10 protein-coding genes and 1 pseudogene are annotated in these 17,558 nt (G+C 76.2%); 3 read left to right on the forward strand and 8 right to left on the reverse strand.

What is annotated here, in order from left to right; genetic code table 11:
• Positions 1-80: 80 nt before the first annotated feature.
• On the reverse strand, positions 81-605 hold the full coding sequence (locus tag ACFV04_RS26895; RefSeq protein WP_380533042.1) for a hypothetical protein: 525 nt from the start codon (positions 603-605) through the stop codon (positions 81-83).
• 230 nt (positions 606-835) lie between these two features.
• Here ACFV04_RS26895 and ACFV04_RS26900 point away from each other — a divergent pair, with 230 nt between their 5' ends.
• Positions 836-1,129 (forward strand): hypothetical protein, encoded by a 294-nt coding sequence (locus ACFV04_RS26900; RefSeq protein WP_380335925.1) that lies wholly within the window; start codon positions 836-838, stop codon positions 1,127-1,129.
• Positions 1,126-2,349 (forward strand): hypothetical protein, encoded by a 1,224-nt coding sequence (locus tag ACFV04_RS26905; RefSeq protein ID WP_380533045.1) that lies wholly within the window; start codon positions 1,126-1,128, stop codon positions 2,347-2,349. Before ACFV04_RS26900 ends, ACFV04_RS26905 begins: the two co-directional genes overlap by 4 nt.
• A gap of 606 nt (positions 2,350-2,955) precedes the next feature.
• Here ACFV04_RS26905 and ACFV04_RS26910 read toward each other — a convergent pair.
• Together ACFV04_RS26910 and ACFV04_RS26915 are read right to left on the reverse strand one after the other, a co-directional pair.
• Positions 2,956-4,968 carry a hypothetical protein gene (locus ACFV04_RS26910; RefSeq protein WP_380533048.1) on the reverse strand — a complete coding sequence of 671 codons (2,013 nt, stop codon included), beginning with the start codon at positions 4,966-4,968 and terminating at the stop codon, positions 2,956-2,958.
• Between the two features lie 216 nt (positions 4,969-5,184).
• Complete coding sequence (locus ACFV04_RS26915; RefSeq protein WP_380533051.1) at positions 5,185-7,590, reverse strand: BTAD domain-containing putative transcriptional regulator; 2,406 nt, start codon at positions 7,588-7,590, stop codon at positions 5,185-5,187.
• Positions 7,591-8,013: 423 nt separating this feature from the next.
• On the opposite strand from ACFV04_RS26915, the gene ACFV04_RS26920 reads away from it, so the two are divergent.
• On the forward strand, positions 8,014-10,926 hold the full coding sequence (locus tag ACFV04_RS26920; protein ID WP_380533054.1) for a BTAD domain-containing putative transcriptional regulator: 2,913 nt from the start codon (positions 8,014-8,016) through the stop codon (positions 10,924-10,926).
• Here the strand turns inward: ACFV04_RS26920 and ACFV04_RS26925 are convergent.
• The 5 genes and pseudogenes from ACFV04_RS26925 to ACFV04_RS26945 form a co-directional block, all read right to left on the reverse strand.
• Positions 10,863-11,453 carry a sigma-70 family RNA polymerase sigma factor gene (locus ACFV04_RS26925; RefSeq protein ID WP_380335940.1) on the reverse strand — a complete coding sequence of 197 codons (591 nt, stop codon included), beginning with the start codon at positions 11,451-11,453 and terminating at the stop codon, positions 10,863-10,865. The two genes, ACFV04_RS26920 and ACFV04_RS26925, sit on opposite strands and share 64 nt — an antisense overlap.
• A gap of 219 nt (positions 11,454-11,672) precedes the next feature.
• Positions 11,673-12,071, reverse strand: a complete 399-nt coding sequence (locus ACFV04_RS26930; protein ID WP_380533057.1) for a hypothetical protein — start codon at positions 12,069-12,071, stop codon at positions 11,673-11,675.
• A gap of 216 nt (positions 12,072-12,287) precedes the next feature.
• Positions 12,288-13,493, reverse strand: coding sequence for a S8 family serine peptidase (locus ACFV04_RS26935; RefSeq protein WP_380533060.1), 1,206 nt, complete (start codon positions 13,491-13,493; stop codon positions 12,288-12,290).
• Positions 13,490-16,843 carry a right-handed parallel beta-helix repeat-containing protein gene (locus tag ACFV04_RS26940; protein ID WP_380533063.1) on the reverse strand — a complete coding sequence of 1,118 codons (3,354 nt, stop codon included), beginning with the start codon at positions 16,841-16,843 and terminating at the stop codon, positions 13,490-13,492. Before ACFV04_RS26940 ends, ACFV04_RS26935 begins: the two co-directional genes overlap by 4 nt.
• Before the next feature lie 62 nt (positions 16,844-16,905).
• Positions 16,906-17,558 (reverse strand): annotated as a pseudogene (locus ACFV04_RS26945) (hypothetical protein); the annotation flags it as partial.

The raw sequence follows: 17,558 nt of genomic DNA on the forward strand, positions 1-17,558 counted from the left end.
ACGAGGCGGTCGAGGTGGTCGGCCGGGCGGCACCTCCCGTGCCGGTGGTCCGGCCCGCCGGGGCGGCCGGCCGCAGGAAGTCAGGCTCGGAGCCCGCGGTGGTCGGCCGCGCGCCGGGAGCGGTGGTCGTGCTGCGCGCCGGGAGCGGTGGTTCCGCACGCCGGGCCGGCCGAGGTGCGCAGCGCGGCCGACCCGGTCGAGACCGCCGGGGCCCGGTGCTCGGCGGTGGTGCGGCGCGCGGCGGGGGCCGCGGTCGCCGGTGCGGGCTCGTCACCGTCCGGGGCGACCCACTCGATCCGCAGCACCAGGTTGCGGTCCTGGCGGTCGCCCGCCACATCGCGGTTGCGGTTGTGCACGGCCTGCGTCAGCACACCCCGGATCTCCTGGCAACGGCCCTGCACCGCACGGATGGTGGGGCACCACTCGCCCGCGTGACGGTGCTCCAGGTCGAGCTGCCGGCGCTCCGCCTCGACCAGGTGGACGGCGCCGACCTCGCCGGGGATCTCCACAGGCCCGGCGCCCGCGACGGCCACCACCGCGCGATGCGGGACGCGCCCCTCCACCTCCGTCACCGTGATCCGGCTCGCCCCCTGGTACCAGGCCATCGTCTTCCTCCCCCGTCCGTGCTCGCGCCGACCGCCGGCCACCCACCGCCGACCGGCCTCGGCCGGTAGCACGGACGGCGCCCCCTCCCGGTTCGACCCGCCCGAACCCGATCTGAACCCTCGGCGGGCGGATTCCGTGCAACGGGACGAATCGACGGGGCCGACCCCGGCCCGCAGACCACTGCGGCCGCCCGGACCCGAACCGGCGACAGCTTCTGGGGGAGACGAACGTGAGCAGCACGGCGACACGGCGACGGACCGCACTGGTCTGCGCCGCAGCGGCCCTCGGCCTCGTCGCGGCGGGAGTCCTCGCGGTACGGGTCCCCCCGCCCGCGCGCGGCCCCGTCCAGGCGCACCCGGCGCAGCCGCCCCGGCCGGTGGCAGTGGCCGTGGCCGTGGCCGTGGTGTACGACCCCGCCCTGCGGCCGTCGGGCACCTCGCGCAGCGGGATCCGGGTGCTGCTGCCCGGAGCGGGCGCCCCGGCCGACGTGGCCCGGCTCGTGGACGGGCAGGCCCTGCGGTGACCGACCAGCACGGCGGTACGCCCGAGACCCCGCAGCCCGACAGCGCCCGGGCCACCGTCCTCCAACTGCCTTGGGTCAGTGCCGAACCCGTCGCCCCCTCCCGGCCGGGCGCCGCCGAGCGTCTGCGGACCGCCCTACGGCAAGCCCGCCACCGCGCCACCGCACTCGGCGCGGCGGCACGCGGGACGGCCACCCGGGCCGTCGCCGCCCGGCCACGGCCGGCCCGCGGCCGCCTCCGCCTCCGCCTCCCGGTGCGCCCGCTCGGGCGGGGCACCCGCAGGCCCTGGGACGCCCGGCGGATCACCATGGTGGCGGCGATGGGCTGCGGCGCCGTCCTGCTGCTGCTCGCCCCCTTCCTCAAGCCGGACGCCACCCCCCGCGACCCGGCCGCCGCCACGGCACCCGGCGGCATTTCACCGCAGGGCAGCCACGGCCGACGCCACCCGGCGGGCACCGAAGCGCCCACCGACCAGGCGTCGCCGGCGAGCGCCGCACCGTCGGAGCCCCCCAGCCCCACGGCGACCGCCACCGAGTCGGCGACCGCCCCGCCCTCGGCCGAGCCCACGACGACCGCGCCGACCGCCCCCCGCTCCACCGCCGCCACCCAGGCGCCGTCCGCCTCGGCGGCGCCCGCGACGCCCGCAGCACCCGCCGCACCGCCAGCCGCACCGGCGCTCCCCGCGCCCGCTCCGCCGGCCCCGCAGCCCGCCTTCCAGGCGGTGGCCGGATTCGGCTGCTCGGGCCCGGGAGGCCGCTTCCAGGAGGTCGGCGCGTTCCGTCAGGGCAACGACGGCTGGGTGACCGTCACCAGCGGCGGCGACACCGGCGACTCCTGCGACGGGCGCTACGAGGCGGTGCCGATGTCCGGCGACAGGAACAAGGACGACAACAGCACCTACGCCCTGTGGACCTTCGACGTCGGCGCCGGCTCGGCGAGCTGCGGCATCTCGGTGTACGTACCGTCCTCCGGCTCGATCCAGCAGGTCGGCGGCGCGCCCGCCTACTACACGGTGGCCGGAGGCTCCGGCGTCGACCTGGGCGCCTTCACCGTCGACCAGGTCGGCCACCGCGGCAGCTGGGTCGACACCGGCACCTTCCGCCCGGCGGGCGGCCCGCTGGTCGTGCGCCTCCACAACCGCGGCCAGGACTGGACCGGCTCCGGCCGGCCCACCCACGCCCACATCGCTGCCGCCCCCATCCGCGTCACCTGCGGCCCCTGACCACCCTCCCCCGCCCGGTCGGCCCGTCTCCCTGTCCCCACGGGCCGACCGGGCCCCCTCCATACGGGCCGGCCCGCCCCCGGGAAACCTGCCGACCAAGATCGCCGAGCGTAAGCCCACAGCTCGTCCCGCTCGGAAGCGATCAGTCGGAGCCTCGGATCACGTCCCCCCGCCGGTCGGTCGGCCAGGGGATCTCCTGGAGAACGTCCTCAGGAGTCGGCACTGCGTCCGGGTAGTGCCGGCGGATCTCCCGGATCACCGAGGCGTCCGCAGTGCAGACCTCCCGACTCCCGCTGTCGAACTCCCGCTGTCGAACTCCCGCAGCACCACCCTCAGCTCATCGCCTGCCTACCCCGCGAAGTCCCCGTCGACGGCGCGACCAGGGCCGGGAGCGCCAGGGTGCCGATCCCGGCGCCGGAGCGGAATCCTTCCCGATCTCGGCGACCTGGTGACCGGATGGGCATCGTCGATCCGCACCTTCCAGGTGAGACCGAGCCCGAAGCTCCCGAGACGCACCAGGAGTTCCGCCGGCGTGGCGTAGTAACTGACGGAAGGCTCGATCCTGCCCGGGAGAACGGTCACGCCGTGCAGCGATCCGGTGCGGAGTCAGTTCGACTCCTCGGCGGCCCGGCGGCGACGGCTGCCGACCATCCCGAAGCCGCCGCCGATCAGCAGCAGCGCGCCGGCTCCGGCGACCACGACACTGGTGGCGCTGCCGCCCCCGGTGGAGGCGAGGGGCTGGCCGTTGGCGTCCGTGGCCGCGGTGGTGGTGGGAGCGGCGGCAGCGGCGGCCGGGGCGGTGTGCTTCGTCGTCGGCGACGGGGTGGCGGTCGCCGTCGGCGTCGCGGTGGGGGTGACCACCGGGGCCGGGGCCTGGGTGGTGGGGGCCGGAGTCGCGGTGCGGCTCGGGGCCGGCTGCTGGGTCGGGCGCTCGGTGATGGGCTTGGCAGTGGGCTCGGGTGTCGGCTCGGTGGTGGGCTGACCGGTGGACGTCGAGGTCGCCGTGGCGCCCGGGCTCCCGGCCGGGGTGGTCGGGGTGGTCGGGGTGACCACCGGGTCGGCCGTGGTGGCGCAGTCGGTGGTGGGGGTCTGGGCAGGGGTGACGGGTGCGGTGCTCGTGGTGGCCGTCGGGGAGGTCCGGTGCTTCGAGGGCGTGGCCGTCGGCGGACCCGATTCCGGCGAGGCCGACGCGGTGGTGGGCTTGGAGGCGCCCTTCTTGGGCTTGTCGGGCTTCGCGCTCTGCGTGGGATCGGCCGGCTCGGCGGTGTTCTTCGGCTTCGTGGTCTCGTCCCCGGAGTCCCCGGAGTCCCCGGAGTCCCCGGAGTCCCCGGAGTCCCCGGTGTCCCCGGAGTCGTCCGAATCATCCGGGGAGGCCGTCGGGGAGGCCGTCTTCCCGCGCTTGGCCTCCGTCGCCGTCTGAAGCTTGGTCGGCGAGCCGGAGGCGCTGGGCCCGGGGGCGAGCGTTCCGACGGGTCGGCCGCTCCGGGCGGCGGCCGTGGTCTCGGCCTCGGCCGGGGCCGAGGCGGTCGTGAGGACGGTGACCTCCGGCGAGGGGCTGACCGTCGGGCCGGGGCAGTGCGTGGCCGTGCCCGAGGACGTGGAGTCGACGTGGTAGCCGGCCACGATCTTGGTGAACTCGTACGGGCTCTGCTGGATCCCGCCGCACTTCGAGGCGTTGTCCGCGGTGAAGGCCCCGGCGCAGGCGCGGTCCCGGTTGACGGCCCAGAAGGTGAAGCGGGCGAGGTGGTGGGCGGCGGCGAAGTCCCGCATGGCCTGGAAATCCGCCGGGGAGACCACTTCGTCCGGGGAGTCGCTGTGCCCGTTGATCGAGGACAGGCCGGCGTGCCGCCAGGCGGTGTCCTGGTCGTAGCCGTAGGCCTTGACGAGGGTCTGCTGGAGCCCGGTGAGGGCGGACTTGGTGGCGTCGACCATGGTGCCCTGGTGGCGGTCGAAGTCGAACGGCATGACGACCCAGCCGTCCGCCTCCAGGCCGGCCTTGGCGGCCGTCGTGATGAGGTCGGTGCCGTCGGCGTCGGGGCCGTTCTCCTCGGTGCTGAAGGTGACGTAGATCCTCAGGCCGGGGTTTTTCGCCTTGACCGCTTTGAGCGCGTCGACGACCCGGTGACGGGATTCGGCTCCGGTCAGCTCGGTGCTCTCGATGTCGATGTCGATCGCCTTCAGCTGGTAGGCGTCGATCACCTTCTGGTAGGCGGCGGCGAGCTGGGCCGCGTCGGTGCACTTCTCGCCGAGCTTGGCGCCGTCCCAGCCGCCGAAGGAGGCTACGACGTCGCCGCCGGCGGCGCGGATCGCCTTGATCTTCGCTTCTTCGTCGCTGCCGGTCAGCCGGCGCGTGCCGTCCCAGGCCGGCTCGCAGCCCTGGTTGGCGAGCAGGAAGGCCAGGGTGAACTGCCGGATGCCGGTCGCCTTCATCACCTCGACCGGGTCCTGGGCGTCACCCGAGTCGCCCCAGCCCAGGTACTCGTAGACGGAGTTGAGTCCGACCGGGTCGGTGGCGGCGGCCGGAGCGTCGTTCTGCGCGACGATCAGGACGCCGCCGGCGGCGAGCGCGGTGGCGGCGGCGGCGATCCGCCGACGGCGGCTGAGCCGGTGTTTGGACATGGCTGGGATCTCCTCGGCTGGGGAAGGGGGCGAGGCCGTCCCCGCCGCCGCGGCGCCCTGGCGCGGGCGGACTCGGGGCACCGGCCCGGTCCTGCCGGGCCGCGCGGACGGGATCCGGTTCGAGGTGGCACCGTGTCCGGCCGGGGCACGGTCCTCGGGGTCACCGCCGCACGCAGGGGTCCTCAGCGAGGGACACGGAACCGGACCGCCCCCGGTTCACCGGGTCGGCGATCCGCCCGGCGGACCGTCGACTGCTCTGCCGGCGTGCGGCTCCGGCCCGGTCGTCCGGGCCCGCTCGGCCTCGGTCGGCGCCGGCGCCGGCTCTCCGGGCCCCGCGGGTGGCGGAGCGGTCCGCGCGTCCGCGGCGGGCCTCGGGTGGGATCCTTCGGGCCGCGCCGCCCTCGGCTCCACCGGGGCACCGCGCACCAGTTCGTCCAACAGCCGCTCCAGCCGGTCGGGCGCGGCGTCGTCCGCCGCCGTCCCTGCCGGGACCGTCCCCACGGCGACCGCACGCTCCGGAGCCGCACGCTCGGGAACCGCCGGCTCCCCCGACGTACGCTCCGACCCGGCACCCTCGGGAGCCCCCGGCCGGTCGCCCCGGCCGTCCCCCGGTCGCTCCTCCCGGTAGCCGTCGAGGGTGCGGCTCAGCCGGTCGACCAGCCGGGCACGCCCGGAGTCGGCGGCCTGCTCGGGGGCGGTCGGTTCGGGCACCTGACGGACCAGTTCGCCGACGAGCCGGCGGGCCAGCTCCAGGGCCTGCTCGGCGGTCTGCAGCGCGCGGGCGGAGACGCCCTGCGCCGGGACGACGCCGGTCACGCACTTCAGTGCCTCGCCCGCCGCGTTCACCACGTGGTCGAGCAGCCGCCGGGTGGCGGCCACCCGCTCCGGGCAGGGCAGTTCGGCGGCCAGCTCCACGGCGTAGAGCCGGGCGAGGCGGTCGACCTGGAAGAGCCCCGGCAGGGCCTCCAGCACGAGGTGGGCCGCGTCCAGTTCGGCGAGCAGTTCGCGGGCGCGGGCCGGCGAGGCGCCGGTGAGCGCCGCGGCGTCGCCGCTGTCGAGGGTCTCGCCGGGGTGCAGTCCGGAGAGGGCGAACAGGCGTCGCGCCTCCTCGGGCAGCACCCGGACGCTGCGGCCGAGCGCCGTCGCCATGCCGAGTGCGCCGCCGGTGGCGAGGGCGGCCAGGCCGGTGCGCTGGTCGGACATCTCCTCCGCCAGGTCGGTCAGCGACCAGGCGGGCCGGGACGCGAGGCGGGCTCCGGCGACCCGCAGGGCCAGCGGCAGCCGGTCGCAGAGCGCGGCCAGCCGACGGGCCGCGCCCGGCTCGGCAGCGATGCGCTCCGGTCCGGCGACCCGGCCGAGGAGTTCGACGGCTTCCTCCTCGGGCAGGCCCGCGACCGGCAGCGGGATCGCGGCCTCGCGAACCACCAGATCGGTCAGCCGGGAGCGGCTGGTGACGACGACGACCGGCTCGGGCGCGGCGGGCAGCAACGGTTCGACCTGCTCGGCGGAGCGGGCGCCGTCGAGGACGAGCAGCAGCCTGCGTCCCTCCGTCAGGGCGCGGAACAGCGCGGCGGCCTGGGCCGGTTCGCCGGGCACCTCGGCGGCCGGGACGCCCAGCCAGCCGAGCACCGCGGCGAGGGCTTCGGCCGGGGTGAGCGGCTCCTCCTCGCCGAAGCCCCGCAGGTTCAGGTGGATCCGGCCGTCGGGGAAGCGGTCGGCGTGGGTGTGCGCCCAGTGCAGGACCAGGCTGCTCTTGCCGGCCCCGGCGACCCCGGTGACCAGCACCGGCCGGCCCTCGGCGCGCAGCGTCGCGTCGTCCAGCTGCCGCAGTTCGGCCGCGCGGCCGACCAGGCCGACGTTCATCCGCGGCAGCGCACCGCCGGTCCGTGCGACGGCAGTCGGCGCGACGGCGGCCGGAGCGCCGCCGATCGGCGCGACGGCGGCCGGAGCGGCGGTGCCGTTCTCGGTGTGGCCGAGGGCCGTGCCCGCCGCGCGCAGTAGCGGGCCCGGGGTCAGGCCGTGGGCGGCGAGCCTCGTCCGGGCCCGCTCGTGGGCGAGCCTGGCATCGGCGGCCCGGCCGGCCTGGTGGAGGCAACGGGTCAGCAGGGCGGCGGCCGACCCCCGTAGCGGGTCGGCGGTGACGACGGCCTGCAGGTCGGGGAGGGCTTGGGCGCCGCGGCCCAGCGCCAGCAGGCGTTCGGCCAGCGCTTCGGCGGCCAGGACTCGGGCGGTGTCCAGCCGACGGCCGGTGGTCTCGGTGAGGGTGCGTGAGCCACAGTCCGTCAGGGCCGGCCCGTCCCAGAGGTCGAGGGCCTCGCGCAGCAGGCCGACGGCGCGTTCGGCGTCGGCGGCCTCCTCGGCGGCGGCCGTCAGGCGTTCGAAGCGCGTGGCGTCGACCAGCTCCGGCTCGCCGACCAGGACGTAACCCTCGGGCCTGGTCAGCAGGCACAGGCCTTCGCCGAGTCCGCGCCGGACGGCGGAGACGTGGCCCTGGAGGGCGGCCCGGGCGGTCGGCGGCGGCGCGCCGTCCCACACCGTGTCGAGCAGCCGCTCGACCGGGACGGGGTGGTTCAACTCGCTTGCGAGCAGGGCGAGCACGGCCCGACGGCGGGCGCCGGCCACGACGACCGGGCGCCCTTGTTCACAGCAGACTTCGACTCGGCCGAGCAGCCGGACGCGCACACTCTCTCCTGAGCGCCTGGGGGACGGGACGGGGACGGGTTGGAACGGGGACGGGCCGGAACGGGCTGGACTGGGTGGGACGGGCCGAGGATATGGAGGCGGTCGATCTTCGTCCAAGCCCCCGCCGGGAATGGTAAGGAAACCCAACTGGCATACTTCGCTTCGGATTTGGCCTGCCCGAGCACCGATCTGCGATACCCAAGCTTCGTGCGGAGTTCACCTGCCGATCACCATGGACACGGCATCTCCGTCACCCCGAAGGCCGTCGGCCACCTCTTGTGACGCGCGTAGAGTCACTCTGCGCAAGGAATGATTGAATGGCTGCCCGGCAGAACTGCCGGACGCCGAACCCATGGGGAGCACATGCGCATCCGGCTGCTCGGGCCGACCGAGCTCAGGGCCGCCGACGACCGGACCATCCCGGTCCAGGGGGCCAAGCGCCGAGGCGTACTGGCCCTGCTGGCCCTGGAGTTCGGCCGGTGCGTGCGGATCGAGCGGTTCTACGACCTGCTGTGGGACGAAACGCCCCCGGCGCAGGCGAAGGCCGTACTGCAAGGCCACGTCGCCGCACTGCGCAAGCACCTGAACGGCACCTCCCTCACCCTGGAGACCCAGTCGCCGGGCTACCTCCTCGACGGTGACGCGGCGTCGGTCGACGTCCACCGCTTCCGCGCGCTCGCCGCCCGCGCCGGCGAGGAGCCGGACGACGCGACGGCGGCCGACCTCTTCGGCGAAGCCCTCCGGCTCTGGGAGGGCGACGCGCTCGCCGATCTGCCCGACACCGAACGGCGGCACGAGCTGGCGGGCCGACTGGAGCGCGCCCACGAACAGGCCGTGCACGACTGGGCCGAACGGCTGCTGCGCACCGGCCGGGGCAGCACGGCCCTCCCCGTCCTCGAACGACTCCTGCACACCGAATGGCTCCAGGAGCCGACCGCCGCCCTGCTGGTGCGCTGCCTGCACCAGGCCGGGCGCCCGGCCGAGGCGCTGCAGCTCTACCACCGCGCACGCACCGGCCTCGCCACCCAGCTCGGCCTGCGCCCCGGCGCGGCACTGCAGGCCGCCCTGACGGCCGTCCTCGCCGACGAGCGCTCCCCGGCGGATCCGGGCGGCACCCCGGACCGAGCAGAGCCCGCCGCCGTACCGGACCGGCCGTCACCCCTCCCCCGGCAGGCCGCCGGCGCAGCCGCCCGGCCCGCGACGGGCTCGCTGCCCCGCCGCACGCCCGGCTTCGTCGGCCGGTCCGCGGAACTGGACTGGCTCGACCACGCCTGCGGCGCCGACCGCCCCGACCACGCGCTGGCCGTGGTGGTGGGCGCGGCCGGCGCCGGGAAGACCGCCACCGTGGTGTGCTGGGCCCACGCCGCCGCCGACGGGTTCCGCGACGGGCACCTGCACCACGACCTGCGGGGCTTCGACCCGGCCTGCCCCAGCGACCCCGGCGAGGTGCTGGGCCGGTTCCTGCGGGCGCTCGGGCTCGCCGAGGCCGAGATCCCCGAGGACCGCGCCCGGCGGGGGGAGCTCTACCGGACACTCACCGCCGACCGCGAACTGCTGGTCCTGCTCGACAACGTGCGCAGCGCCGCCGACGTCACCGAGCTGCTTCCGGCCGGCCCGCGCAGCGCGACGGTCGTGACCAGTCGCAACACCCTGGAGGACCTGGTCGTCTCCGAGGGGGCCGCACTGCTGCGACTGGAGGCGCTGCCCGAGGCCGACGCGCTCGGTCTGCTCGCCCAGGTCCTCGGTGCGGAGCGGCTCGCCGCCGAGCCGGCGGCCGCCCGACGGCTGGCCGAGCTGTGCGACCGCCTCCCGCTCGCGCTGCGGATCGCCGCGGCCCGGCTCGCCGCCCAGCCGGCCTGGACGGTCGGCGCCCTCGTCGCCGAGGTCGAGGACGAGCGCACCCGGCTGCCCGCGCTGGATGCCCACGGCGGCGTGAGCGTGCGCTCGGCACTCAACCTGACGCTGCGTCGGCTGCCGCCGACCGCCGGCCGGCTGGTCGCCCTGCTGGCGGTGACCCCCGCACCGGAGGTGGACGTACCGGCCGCCGCCGCACTGCTGGCGGTCCCGGCCGGAGAGGCCCGGCGGGCACTCGGCGCCCTGACCGCCCACCACCTGCTCTGCGAGACCACCCCGGGCCGGTACGGGCGTCACGACCTGATCCGGCTGTACGGCCGGGAGCTGCTGGACGCCGGGCCGCCTGCGGGTCGGCACACGGCCCTGGTCCGGCTGCTCGACTACTACCTCGCCACCGCCACCGCGGGCGCCTGCCTGCTCCAGCCGCACCTGACGGAGTTCGAGCGGCCGGTCGAGTTCCCCCCGCCCGCGCTGCCCGACCTGCCGGACGTGCGCTCCGCGCTGGACTGGTTCCGCGCCGAGGAGCCCGCCGTACGGGCCCTGGTCGCCGCCGGGACGGAGGCGGGCGAGGACGACCGCGCCTGGCAACTGGCGTTCCTCGCCAACTGCCTCTACTTCGGGGCCGGTCGGCTCACCGACCGGCTGGACTGCCTCAGGCACGGGCTCGCCGCGGCCACCCGGACCGGGGATCCGATGGCGACGGCCCTGATGGAGGCCGCCACCGCGCGGGCGCTCAGCGGCAAGCGGCGTCCCACGGAGGCGCTGGCCATCGCCCGCCGGGCCGACGAACGCACCCGCGACCACGACGGCCCCGCACAGATCTACTCCATGGGCGTGCTGGCGGTGGCGCTCGCCGACCACGGCGATCTCGCCGAGGCCCGACGGCTCTCCGACACGACCGTGCGCCGGCTGGACGAACTCGGCCTGCACCAGGCCGGCGCGGCGGTCATGAGCACCGCGGCGACCCTGGCGAACCTGAGCGGCGACGGGCTGACGGCGCTGCGCCACGCCCGCGAGGCCCGGCGGCTGCTGGCCCCGCACCCGCACGCCACCTTCCACCTGCTCGCCCTCGCCGAGGAGGCCCAGGCACTGCGGCTGCTCGGCCTGGTGGAGGAGTCGGAGCTGGCCTGGGAGGAGGCGGCGGCCCGTTGCCGGGCCAGCGCGGCGCGCCACCTGGAGGCCGCGGTCGAGCAGCGCTACGCCGACTTCCTGCTGTCCACCGGGCGTGCGGGCCCGGCGGTGGCGCGGCTGCGCACCGCGCTGCGGCTGCACGGGGAGCTCGGCGACACGGGCGGCGTCGCCGAGCTCGGGGCGCGGATCGCCGTGATCGACGGCGAACTCGTGGGTGAACTCGCCTCTCAGACCACGGCGACGGGGATCCCCCGGGCCGCCAGGATCGGCCGCAACGCCCGCACCGCGTAGAAGTTGCGGGACTTCACCGTCCCGACCGGGACGCCGAGCGACGACGCGACCTCGGCCGTCGAGCGACCCTTGAGGTGCAGCTCGACCAGCACGTCGCGGTGGTGCGGCTGGAGCTCCGCCAACGCCCCCGCCACGTCGCGGGCGGTGAGCACCTCGTCGTACGGGTCCTTGGTGGCGGCGTACTCGTCGGGCGACACGTCGCCGACCTCCCGGGCCCGTGCACTGGCGGTCCGGAAGTGGTCGATCGCGATCCGGCGGGCCACCGTGAACAGCCACGGACGGCTCTCCTCGATGCCGCGGTCGTGGGCGGCCGGGTTCTGCCAGGCCCGCAGGAAGGTCTCCTGCAGGATGTCCTCCGCCTTGCCCCGGTCACCGCTGGTGACCCGGAGCATGGCGCGCAGCAGGCCCGGGCCGTGCACCCGGTACAGCTCGGCGAGGGTGTCCTGGTCCAGGGTCGTGCGGCCCCCGGAGGGGTGTTCGGCGCGCTGCTCGGCGCCCGCTGGTGAGTCGACGGCTTCCTCGGCCACGGCTCTGTCCTTCGCTCCGGTACAACGGAATCGGCGGGCAGCCGCTGGGACGGTGTGTGATGAGCCCCGGTGCCTCGCCCTGACGGGAAAACCGTCCCAGCCGCCGCCAACGTCCGCCCAACGGCGCCGTCGGCCCCCGCGTTGGCGGACGTTGGACTCCGTCGGACTCCGTCGGACCCCTGCCGCGCCGCCGCGGGCCCGCCCACTCCCGAGGGGACCTCAGCGGCCGACCGTGAGCGCGGCGGTGAGCTGCTGGACGCCGTCCTCCCCGAAGCGCCGCACCAGGACGGCGACCCAGCCGGTCAGTTCGACGCGTTCCTCCTCGGTCCAGGCCGCGGCCGAGGGGTGCTCGTCGACCATGAGGACGCGGGCCAGCAGCAGGTCGTCGGGACCGGGGGCGGGGCAGGCGCGTCCGGCCAGGCCGTCCAGGGCCAGTCGCCGGGCCGTGCCGACGACGTCCCGGGCGGGGGCCGGGGGTACGGTCCAGCCCGGCGGGAGCGTCCCGGCCGACCGGGCCGGGCCGGCCGGCGGTTCGGCCTCGCCCGCCAGCCAGGCGGCGATCAGCCGGCGCGCCGTCGCCTCGTCGTCCTGTCCGTTCCCGTCCCGACCGTCCGTCATGACCGTCAGTCTCCCACCGTCGGGGACCACCGCCGTGGTCGCCATCGGAGCCCACCTCACCCGTCTGCCGCCCCATGGACGCGGGGCCGCTCGCCTGCCGTGTCTCGGCACCGTCGTGTGGTTGAACGTAAAACGGGCCCGGGTGTGTTCAATCCTGCCCGGCCTCGTTCCCCGGTGGCACCGGACCGTGCCCGCACCCGCGCGCCGCGTCGGCCGTCAGCCCGCGGCGCGTTCCGTCCGTCGGCGACCGACCCGTGCGGTCAGGGCGCCGAAACCCACCAGCAGGACCACGCCGGTGCTGGTGCCCGCCACCGCGAGGGCCCGCCAGGCCTCGGAACGGTCCGGCCCGGGACCGACCAGGACCGGGTCTCCCGACACGTCGGAGCGGGCCGCCTCAGGCCAGGAGCCGGTGACGGCGGCGACCGGATCGACCACCCCGAACCCCACCGCGGCGTCCGGCAGCCGGGTGCCCGGGTGGTAGGCGGTCGCCTCCAGCCGCCGGGTCAGCTGCTCCGCGGTCAGCTCGGGCCGCAGCGCGAGCACCAGGGCCGCCGTGCCGGCCGCGTAGGCGGTCGCGCAGCCCGGCCCCGAAGCGGTGAACAGGCCCCCACCGGGGCCGGTGCCCGTCACGAGCTCGCCGGGGGCGGCCAGGTCGACCCGCCCGCCCGGGCCGCCGCCGGAGGGGCCGTTCGGCCCGGTGGAGGCCACCGCCAGCACGCCCGGGTAGGAGGCGGGGAACACCGGCGCGCTGCTGCTGCGACCGTCCGGGGCCGCCGGGGCGAGGATCAGCGCGCCGTGGGCCGCCGCGTACGCCACCGCGTCGCCGAGCGCGTCGCTCGGCCCGGGGACGGGCACCTCGACCGCGATCACCCGGGCACCCCCGTCGACGGCGGCGCGGATACCGCCGCCCAGCAGGTCCGGGGTGGTGGCCCCGGCATCGTCGGTGACCGCGACCGCCAGGACCCGCGCCTCGGGGGCGAGCCCGGCCGGGCCGGCGTCGCCGGTGCGTCGGCCGGCCACCAGGGCGGCCGCGAAGGTGCCGTACCCGACGCAGTCGCGGCCCGCATCGCCCGCGCCGACGAGCCGGGGCCCGAGCCGCAGCCGCCCGGACAGGGACGGCTGCGCGGCGTCCACCCCGGAGCCGACCACCGCGACCGTGACGCCGGCGCCCCGGCTCAGCGACCAGGCCTCCTCGGGGCGCAGCGCGGCCTGCGCCCAGCCCGCCGTGTCGGCCGGGCGCTCGGACGGTTTCACGCAGCCGTTCCTCTGCACGTCCGGACGGGTCTGGGCGATCAGCGGCGGTGGCACCGCGGTGGCCGGGGCGGTGGGTGCCGGTGCCGCCGTGGCCGGCGGGGCGGCAGCGGCCAGCAGGGCCCCGGCGACCGCGAGTCCCGCCGCGGCCCGTGCCCGACGCCCGGTCATACCGCGCTGCCCGACCGCGCCGGGGCGAGGTCCTGCGGCAGCAGCAGGCTGAGCTCGGCCAGGTCGGCGACGTCGAGCCGGCTCAGCCGCCCGGCCTGGCGGGTGATCATGCCCTCCAGGGTCTGCCGGGCGGTGCGGCCGTTGCCGAAGGTGCGGTCGCGGGGCATCGCGGCGAAGGCGCGGGTGAGCGCGTCCACGGTCTCCGGGGCCAGGACGTACCCTGCCTTCTCCGTGTGCATCCCGACGATGGTGACCAGTTCCTCGTCCGTGTAGTGCCCGAACTCGACCTGCCGGGAGAAGCGCGAGGCCAGTCCGGGATTGGAGGCGAGGAAGCCGCGCATCTCCTCCTCGTAGCCGGCCACGATCACCACCACCTCGTCGCGGTGGTCCTCCATCAGCTTCATCAGGGTGTCGACGGCCTCCTGCCCGAAGTCGTTGCCGGCCCCGCCGCGAGGGGTGAGGGTGTAGGCCTCGTCGACGAAGAGCACGCCGCCCCGGGCCCGGTCGAAGGCCTCCTTGGTGAGCTGCGCGGTGTGGCCGACGTACCGGCCGACCAGGTCGGCGCGGGCGGTCTCGACCAGCTGGCCCGAGGGCAGTACGCCCAGCTCGGCCAGCAGCCGCCCGTACAGCCGGGCGACGGTCGTCTTGCCGGTGCCGGGAGGGCCGGCGAAGACCAGGTGGTGGCTGATCGCGGCGGTCGGCAGCCCGGCCTCCTCCCGGCGGCGCACCTGGGTGATCAGGTTCACCAGGTCCTCGACCTGTTCCTTGGCCTCGGGCAGGCCGACCATGGCGCGCAGCTCGGCCAGGACGGCGGCGCTGTCCGCACCCCGCTGCGGCCCGGCGGCCTCCTGCCCGGTGTCCTCGGCCACCAGCACCGCCAGGTCCGCGTCGGTGATCTCGGGCAGCTGGGCGAGCCTGGTGGCCTGCCGGTCGACCATCTCCTCGAAGACCTTGCGGGCGGCCCGGCCGTTGCCGAAGTCCGCGCCCTTGGGCATCCGGTCGAACAGCGCGGTCAGCGCCTCCCGGGTGCCGTCGGCGAGTTCGTAGCCGTGTCCGCCGGCCGCCCGCTCGACGATGGTGACCAGCTCGTCCACCTCGTAGTTGGCGAACTCGACGGTGCGGCTGAACCGCGAGGCCAGTCCCGGGTTGCTGGCCAGGAAGTCGGTCATCTCGGCGGAGTAGCCGGCCACGATCACCACGATGTCGTCGCGGTGGTCCTCCATCAGCTTGACCAGGGTGTCGATCGCCTCGCGGCCGAAGTCCGGGCCGCTGCCGCCGGATCCGGCGGACAGCGCGTACGCCTCGTCGACGAACAGCACCCCGCCGAGCGCCTCGGTGAACACCTCGGTGGTCTTGATCGCGGTGCCGCCGATGATCGAGGCGACCAGGTCGGCGCGGGCGACCTCGGTCAGGTGGCCGCTGCGCAGCACCCCGAGGTCCGCCAGGATGCTGCCGTAGAGCCGGGCGACGGTCGTCTTGCCGGTGCCGGGCGGCCCGGCGAAGACCAGGTGCCGGCTCATCGGCAGGGCGGGCATGCCCGCGAGTTCGCGGCGCCGGGCCAGCTTGTTGAGGTTGACCAGGGTGGCGACCTGCTCCTTGACAGCGGTGAGGCCGACCAGGGAGGCCAGCACCTCCAGCGGCCCCTGCAGTCCGGGCTCCGGCGGCGCTGCGGGCTCGGCCGGCTCGCCCGGCCGGCCGGGGTCGACGGCGGTGGCCGCCGCGCCCGGGGCCCCGGGTGCGGCGCTCGCCGAGCCGTGCGCATCGGGGGTGCCGTTCTCCCGGCTGTGCAGGTTCTCCACCGAGAGCCGGGTACTGGGGACGGTCTGGCGCAGCCCGGAGCCCCGGTTGCCGGTGACCGTGCAGCCGGTGACCCGGACCGCCTCGGCCGAGTCGACGCGGATCCCGTCCCCGGTGTTGTCCGATGCCTCGACCTGGGTCAGGACGACGCGGGCGCCGGCGCCGAGCCGGACCCCGTGCCGTCGGTTTCCGCGCGCCCGCACCCGGGTGCAGGTGAGTTCGCCGTGGTCGACGGCCACGCCGTCCGAGGCCGAGTCGACGACTTCGCAGTCCCGCAGCACGGCCACCCCGGCCTCGCCGACGTGGACGCCCGCGCCCCGGGCCCCGCGGACCGTGGTGGCGCCGACGAAGGTGTTGGCGCCGTCCGCGATGAGCACGCCGGCCCCGCCCGCGGCCAGGACCTCGGAGTTCTCCAGCCTTCCGCGGCCGTCCCGGACCGCCTCCACCCCGTTGCCCCCGGCGTCGGTGACGGTGGCGCGGCGGATCAGCGGGTTGGCCCCCGCGCTGATCCGGACCCCGGCGCCGCGTACGTCGCGGACCTCCAGCCGGTCGAGCTCGGGGGTGCTGTCCCCGGTGAGGTCGACCCCGGTGTCGCCGCAGTCGCGCACGGCCAGCCTGGTCATGACCGGGCCGGCCGAGCCGTCGACGTGCACGCCGACCGTCTCGGCGCCGCCGACCTCGCAGTCCTCGAAGGTTCCGCGCGAGCGCGCGGTGACGTGGATGCCGTGGCCGCGGGTGCGGACGGTGCGGCAGCGGCGCAGCAGCGGGTCGGTGCCGCCGCCCAGCATGATGCCGTGGCCGGTGGTGGCGGTGAAGGTGCAGTCCTCCAACTGCACCCGGGAGGCGGAGCTGATGTAGACGCCGACGGGCGCGTCGCGGACGGCGGTGCGCAGCACCCGGGTGGTGCTGCGCTCCTCCAGGGCGATCGCGGGCTTGTCGGTGGTGGAGATCTCGCAGCCCTCGATGGTGCCCCGGGCCTCGCCGTTGGCGCACACGCCGTTGCCCCGGGCGTCGCGCATGACGCAGTTGCGGACGACGGGGTCGGCGTTCTCACCGATCACCAGCGCGGAGGTGCCGAGGTGCTCGATGACGCAGTCCTCGATGACGCTGGCCCCGGTGGAGGTCTCCACGATGCCCGCGCCCGCCGAGTTGACGACGCGGCAGCCGCGCATCGCCAGCGCGCCCTGCTGCCGGGTCAGCACCGCCGTCCAGGAGTTGCCGACCACCTCGCAGTCCTGGAGGGCGGCCTGGCCGCGGGGGACGTCCACGGCGGGCAGTTCCTCGTCCTGACCGTGCAGGACCAGGCCGGTGAGCTGCACGGCCTCGGCGACGACCTGGACCACGCAGCCGCGCCGCGGGGTGATCTGCACGGTGCCGCGGACGTCCTCGGCGGCGATGGTGACCATCTTGGTGATCACCAGGTTCTCCTCGTACCGCCCGGGGCGTACGGAGATCACCGCCCCGCTGCGGGCCGCTTCCAGGGCCTCGCCGATGGTGCGGTAGGCGCCGCCCGCCCTCTGTTCCTGGCACACCGTCAAGACGTGGCGCGACATGGCTCGGGTTGTTCCCTTCGTTCTGCTTGTGTGTCAGTCGCCCCGGTCCGCCGCGGGGCGGGTCATCCGGTGCAGTCGGCCTTCACGGTCGAGGCGGCCAGGTGGGCTCCGGCAGTGCTGCCCCAGTCGATGCCGCGGGTGTGGAGCACGACCGCGATCCGGTTGCCGCTCACCGGGTAGGTGCCGACGTTCACCCACCGCCCGAGGTTCTGCGGCTGGTTGATCGAGAACGAGCCGCTGGTGCTGCCGCCGTCCTGCACCGTGTAGTACGCGGGGGCGCCGCCGACCGCCTTGAGGTCGCCGCCGTTCGGGATGTAGACGGACAGTCGGCAGGTGCCCGTGGAGACCCGGCCGGTGGTGAAGGTCCACACCACCGAGTTCTCGTCGTCCTTGTTCCGGTCCCCGGACATCGGCACCGAGGTGAACTGGCCGCTGCAGCCCCCGCCGCCGTCGGAGCGGGTGACCCAGTCCTTGGAGCCGGAGGACCGGCCCTTCTCGGAGTAGCCCGTGCCGTCGGAGGAGCAGCCGGGTCCGGCGTACGCGGCGTAGGACGGCGGGGCCGGCGGGGCCGGCGGCGTGACCGCCGTGGGCGGCTTCGGCGGCTGGGGCTGGGGCTGGGGGGCCGGCGGCTGGACCGGGCCGGGGGCGGGCGGGGGGACCGGGTTCTGCGGCGCGCCGCCCGTGGTCGGGCCGGCGCCCGACCCCGCGCCGGTCC

The sequence above is a fragment of the Kitasatospora sp. NPDC059599 genome (assembly GCF_042735125.1).
In the GTDB taxonomy this organism is placed as follows: Bacteria; Actinomycetota; Actinomycetes; order Streptomycetales; family Streptomycetaceae; genus Kitasatospora.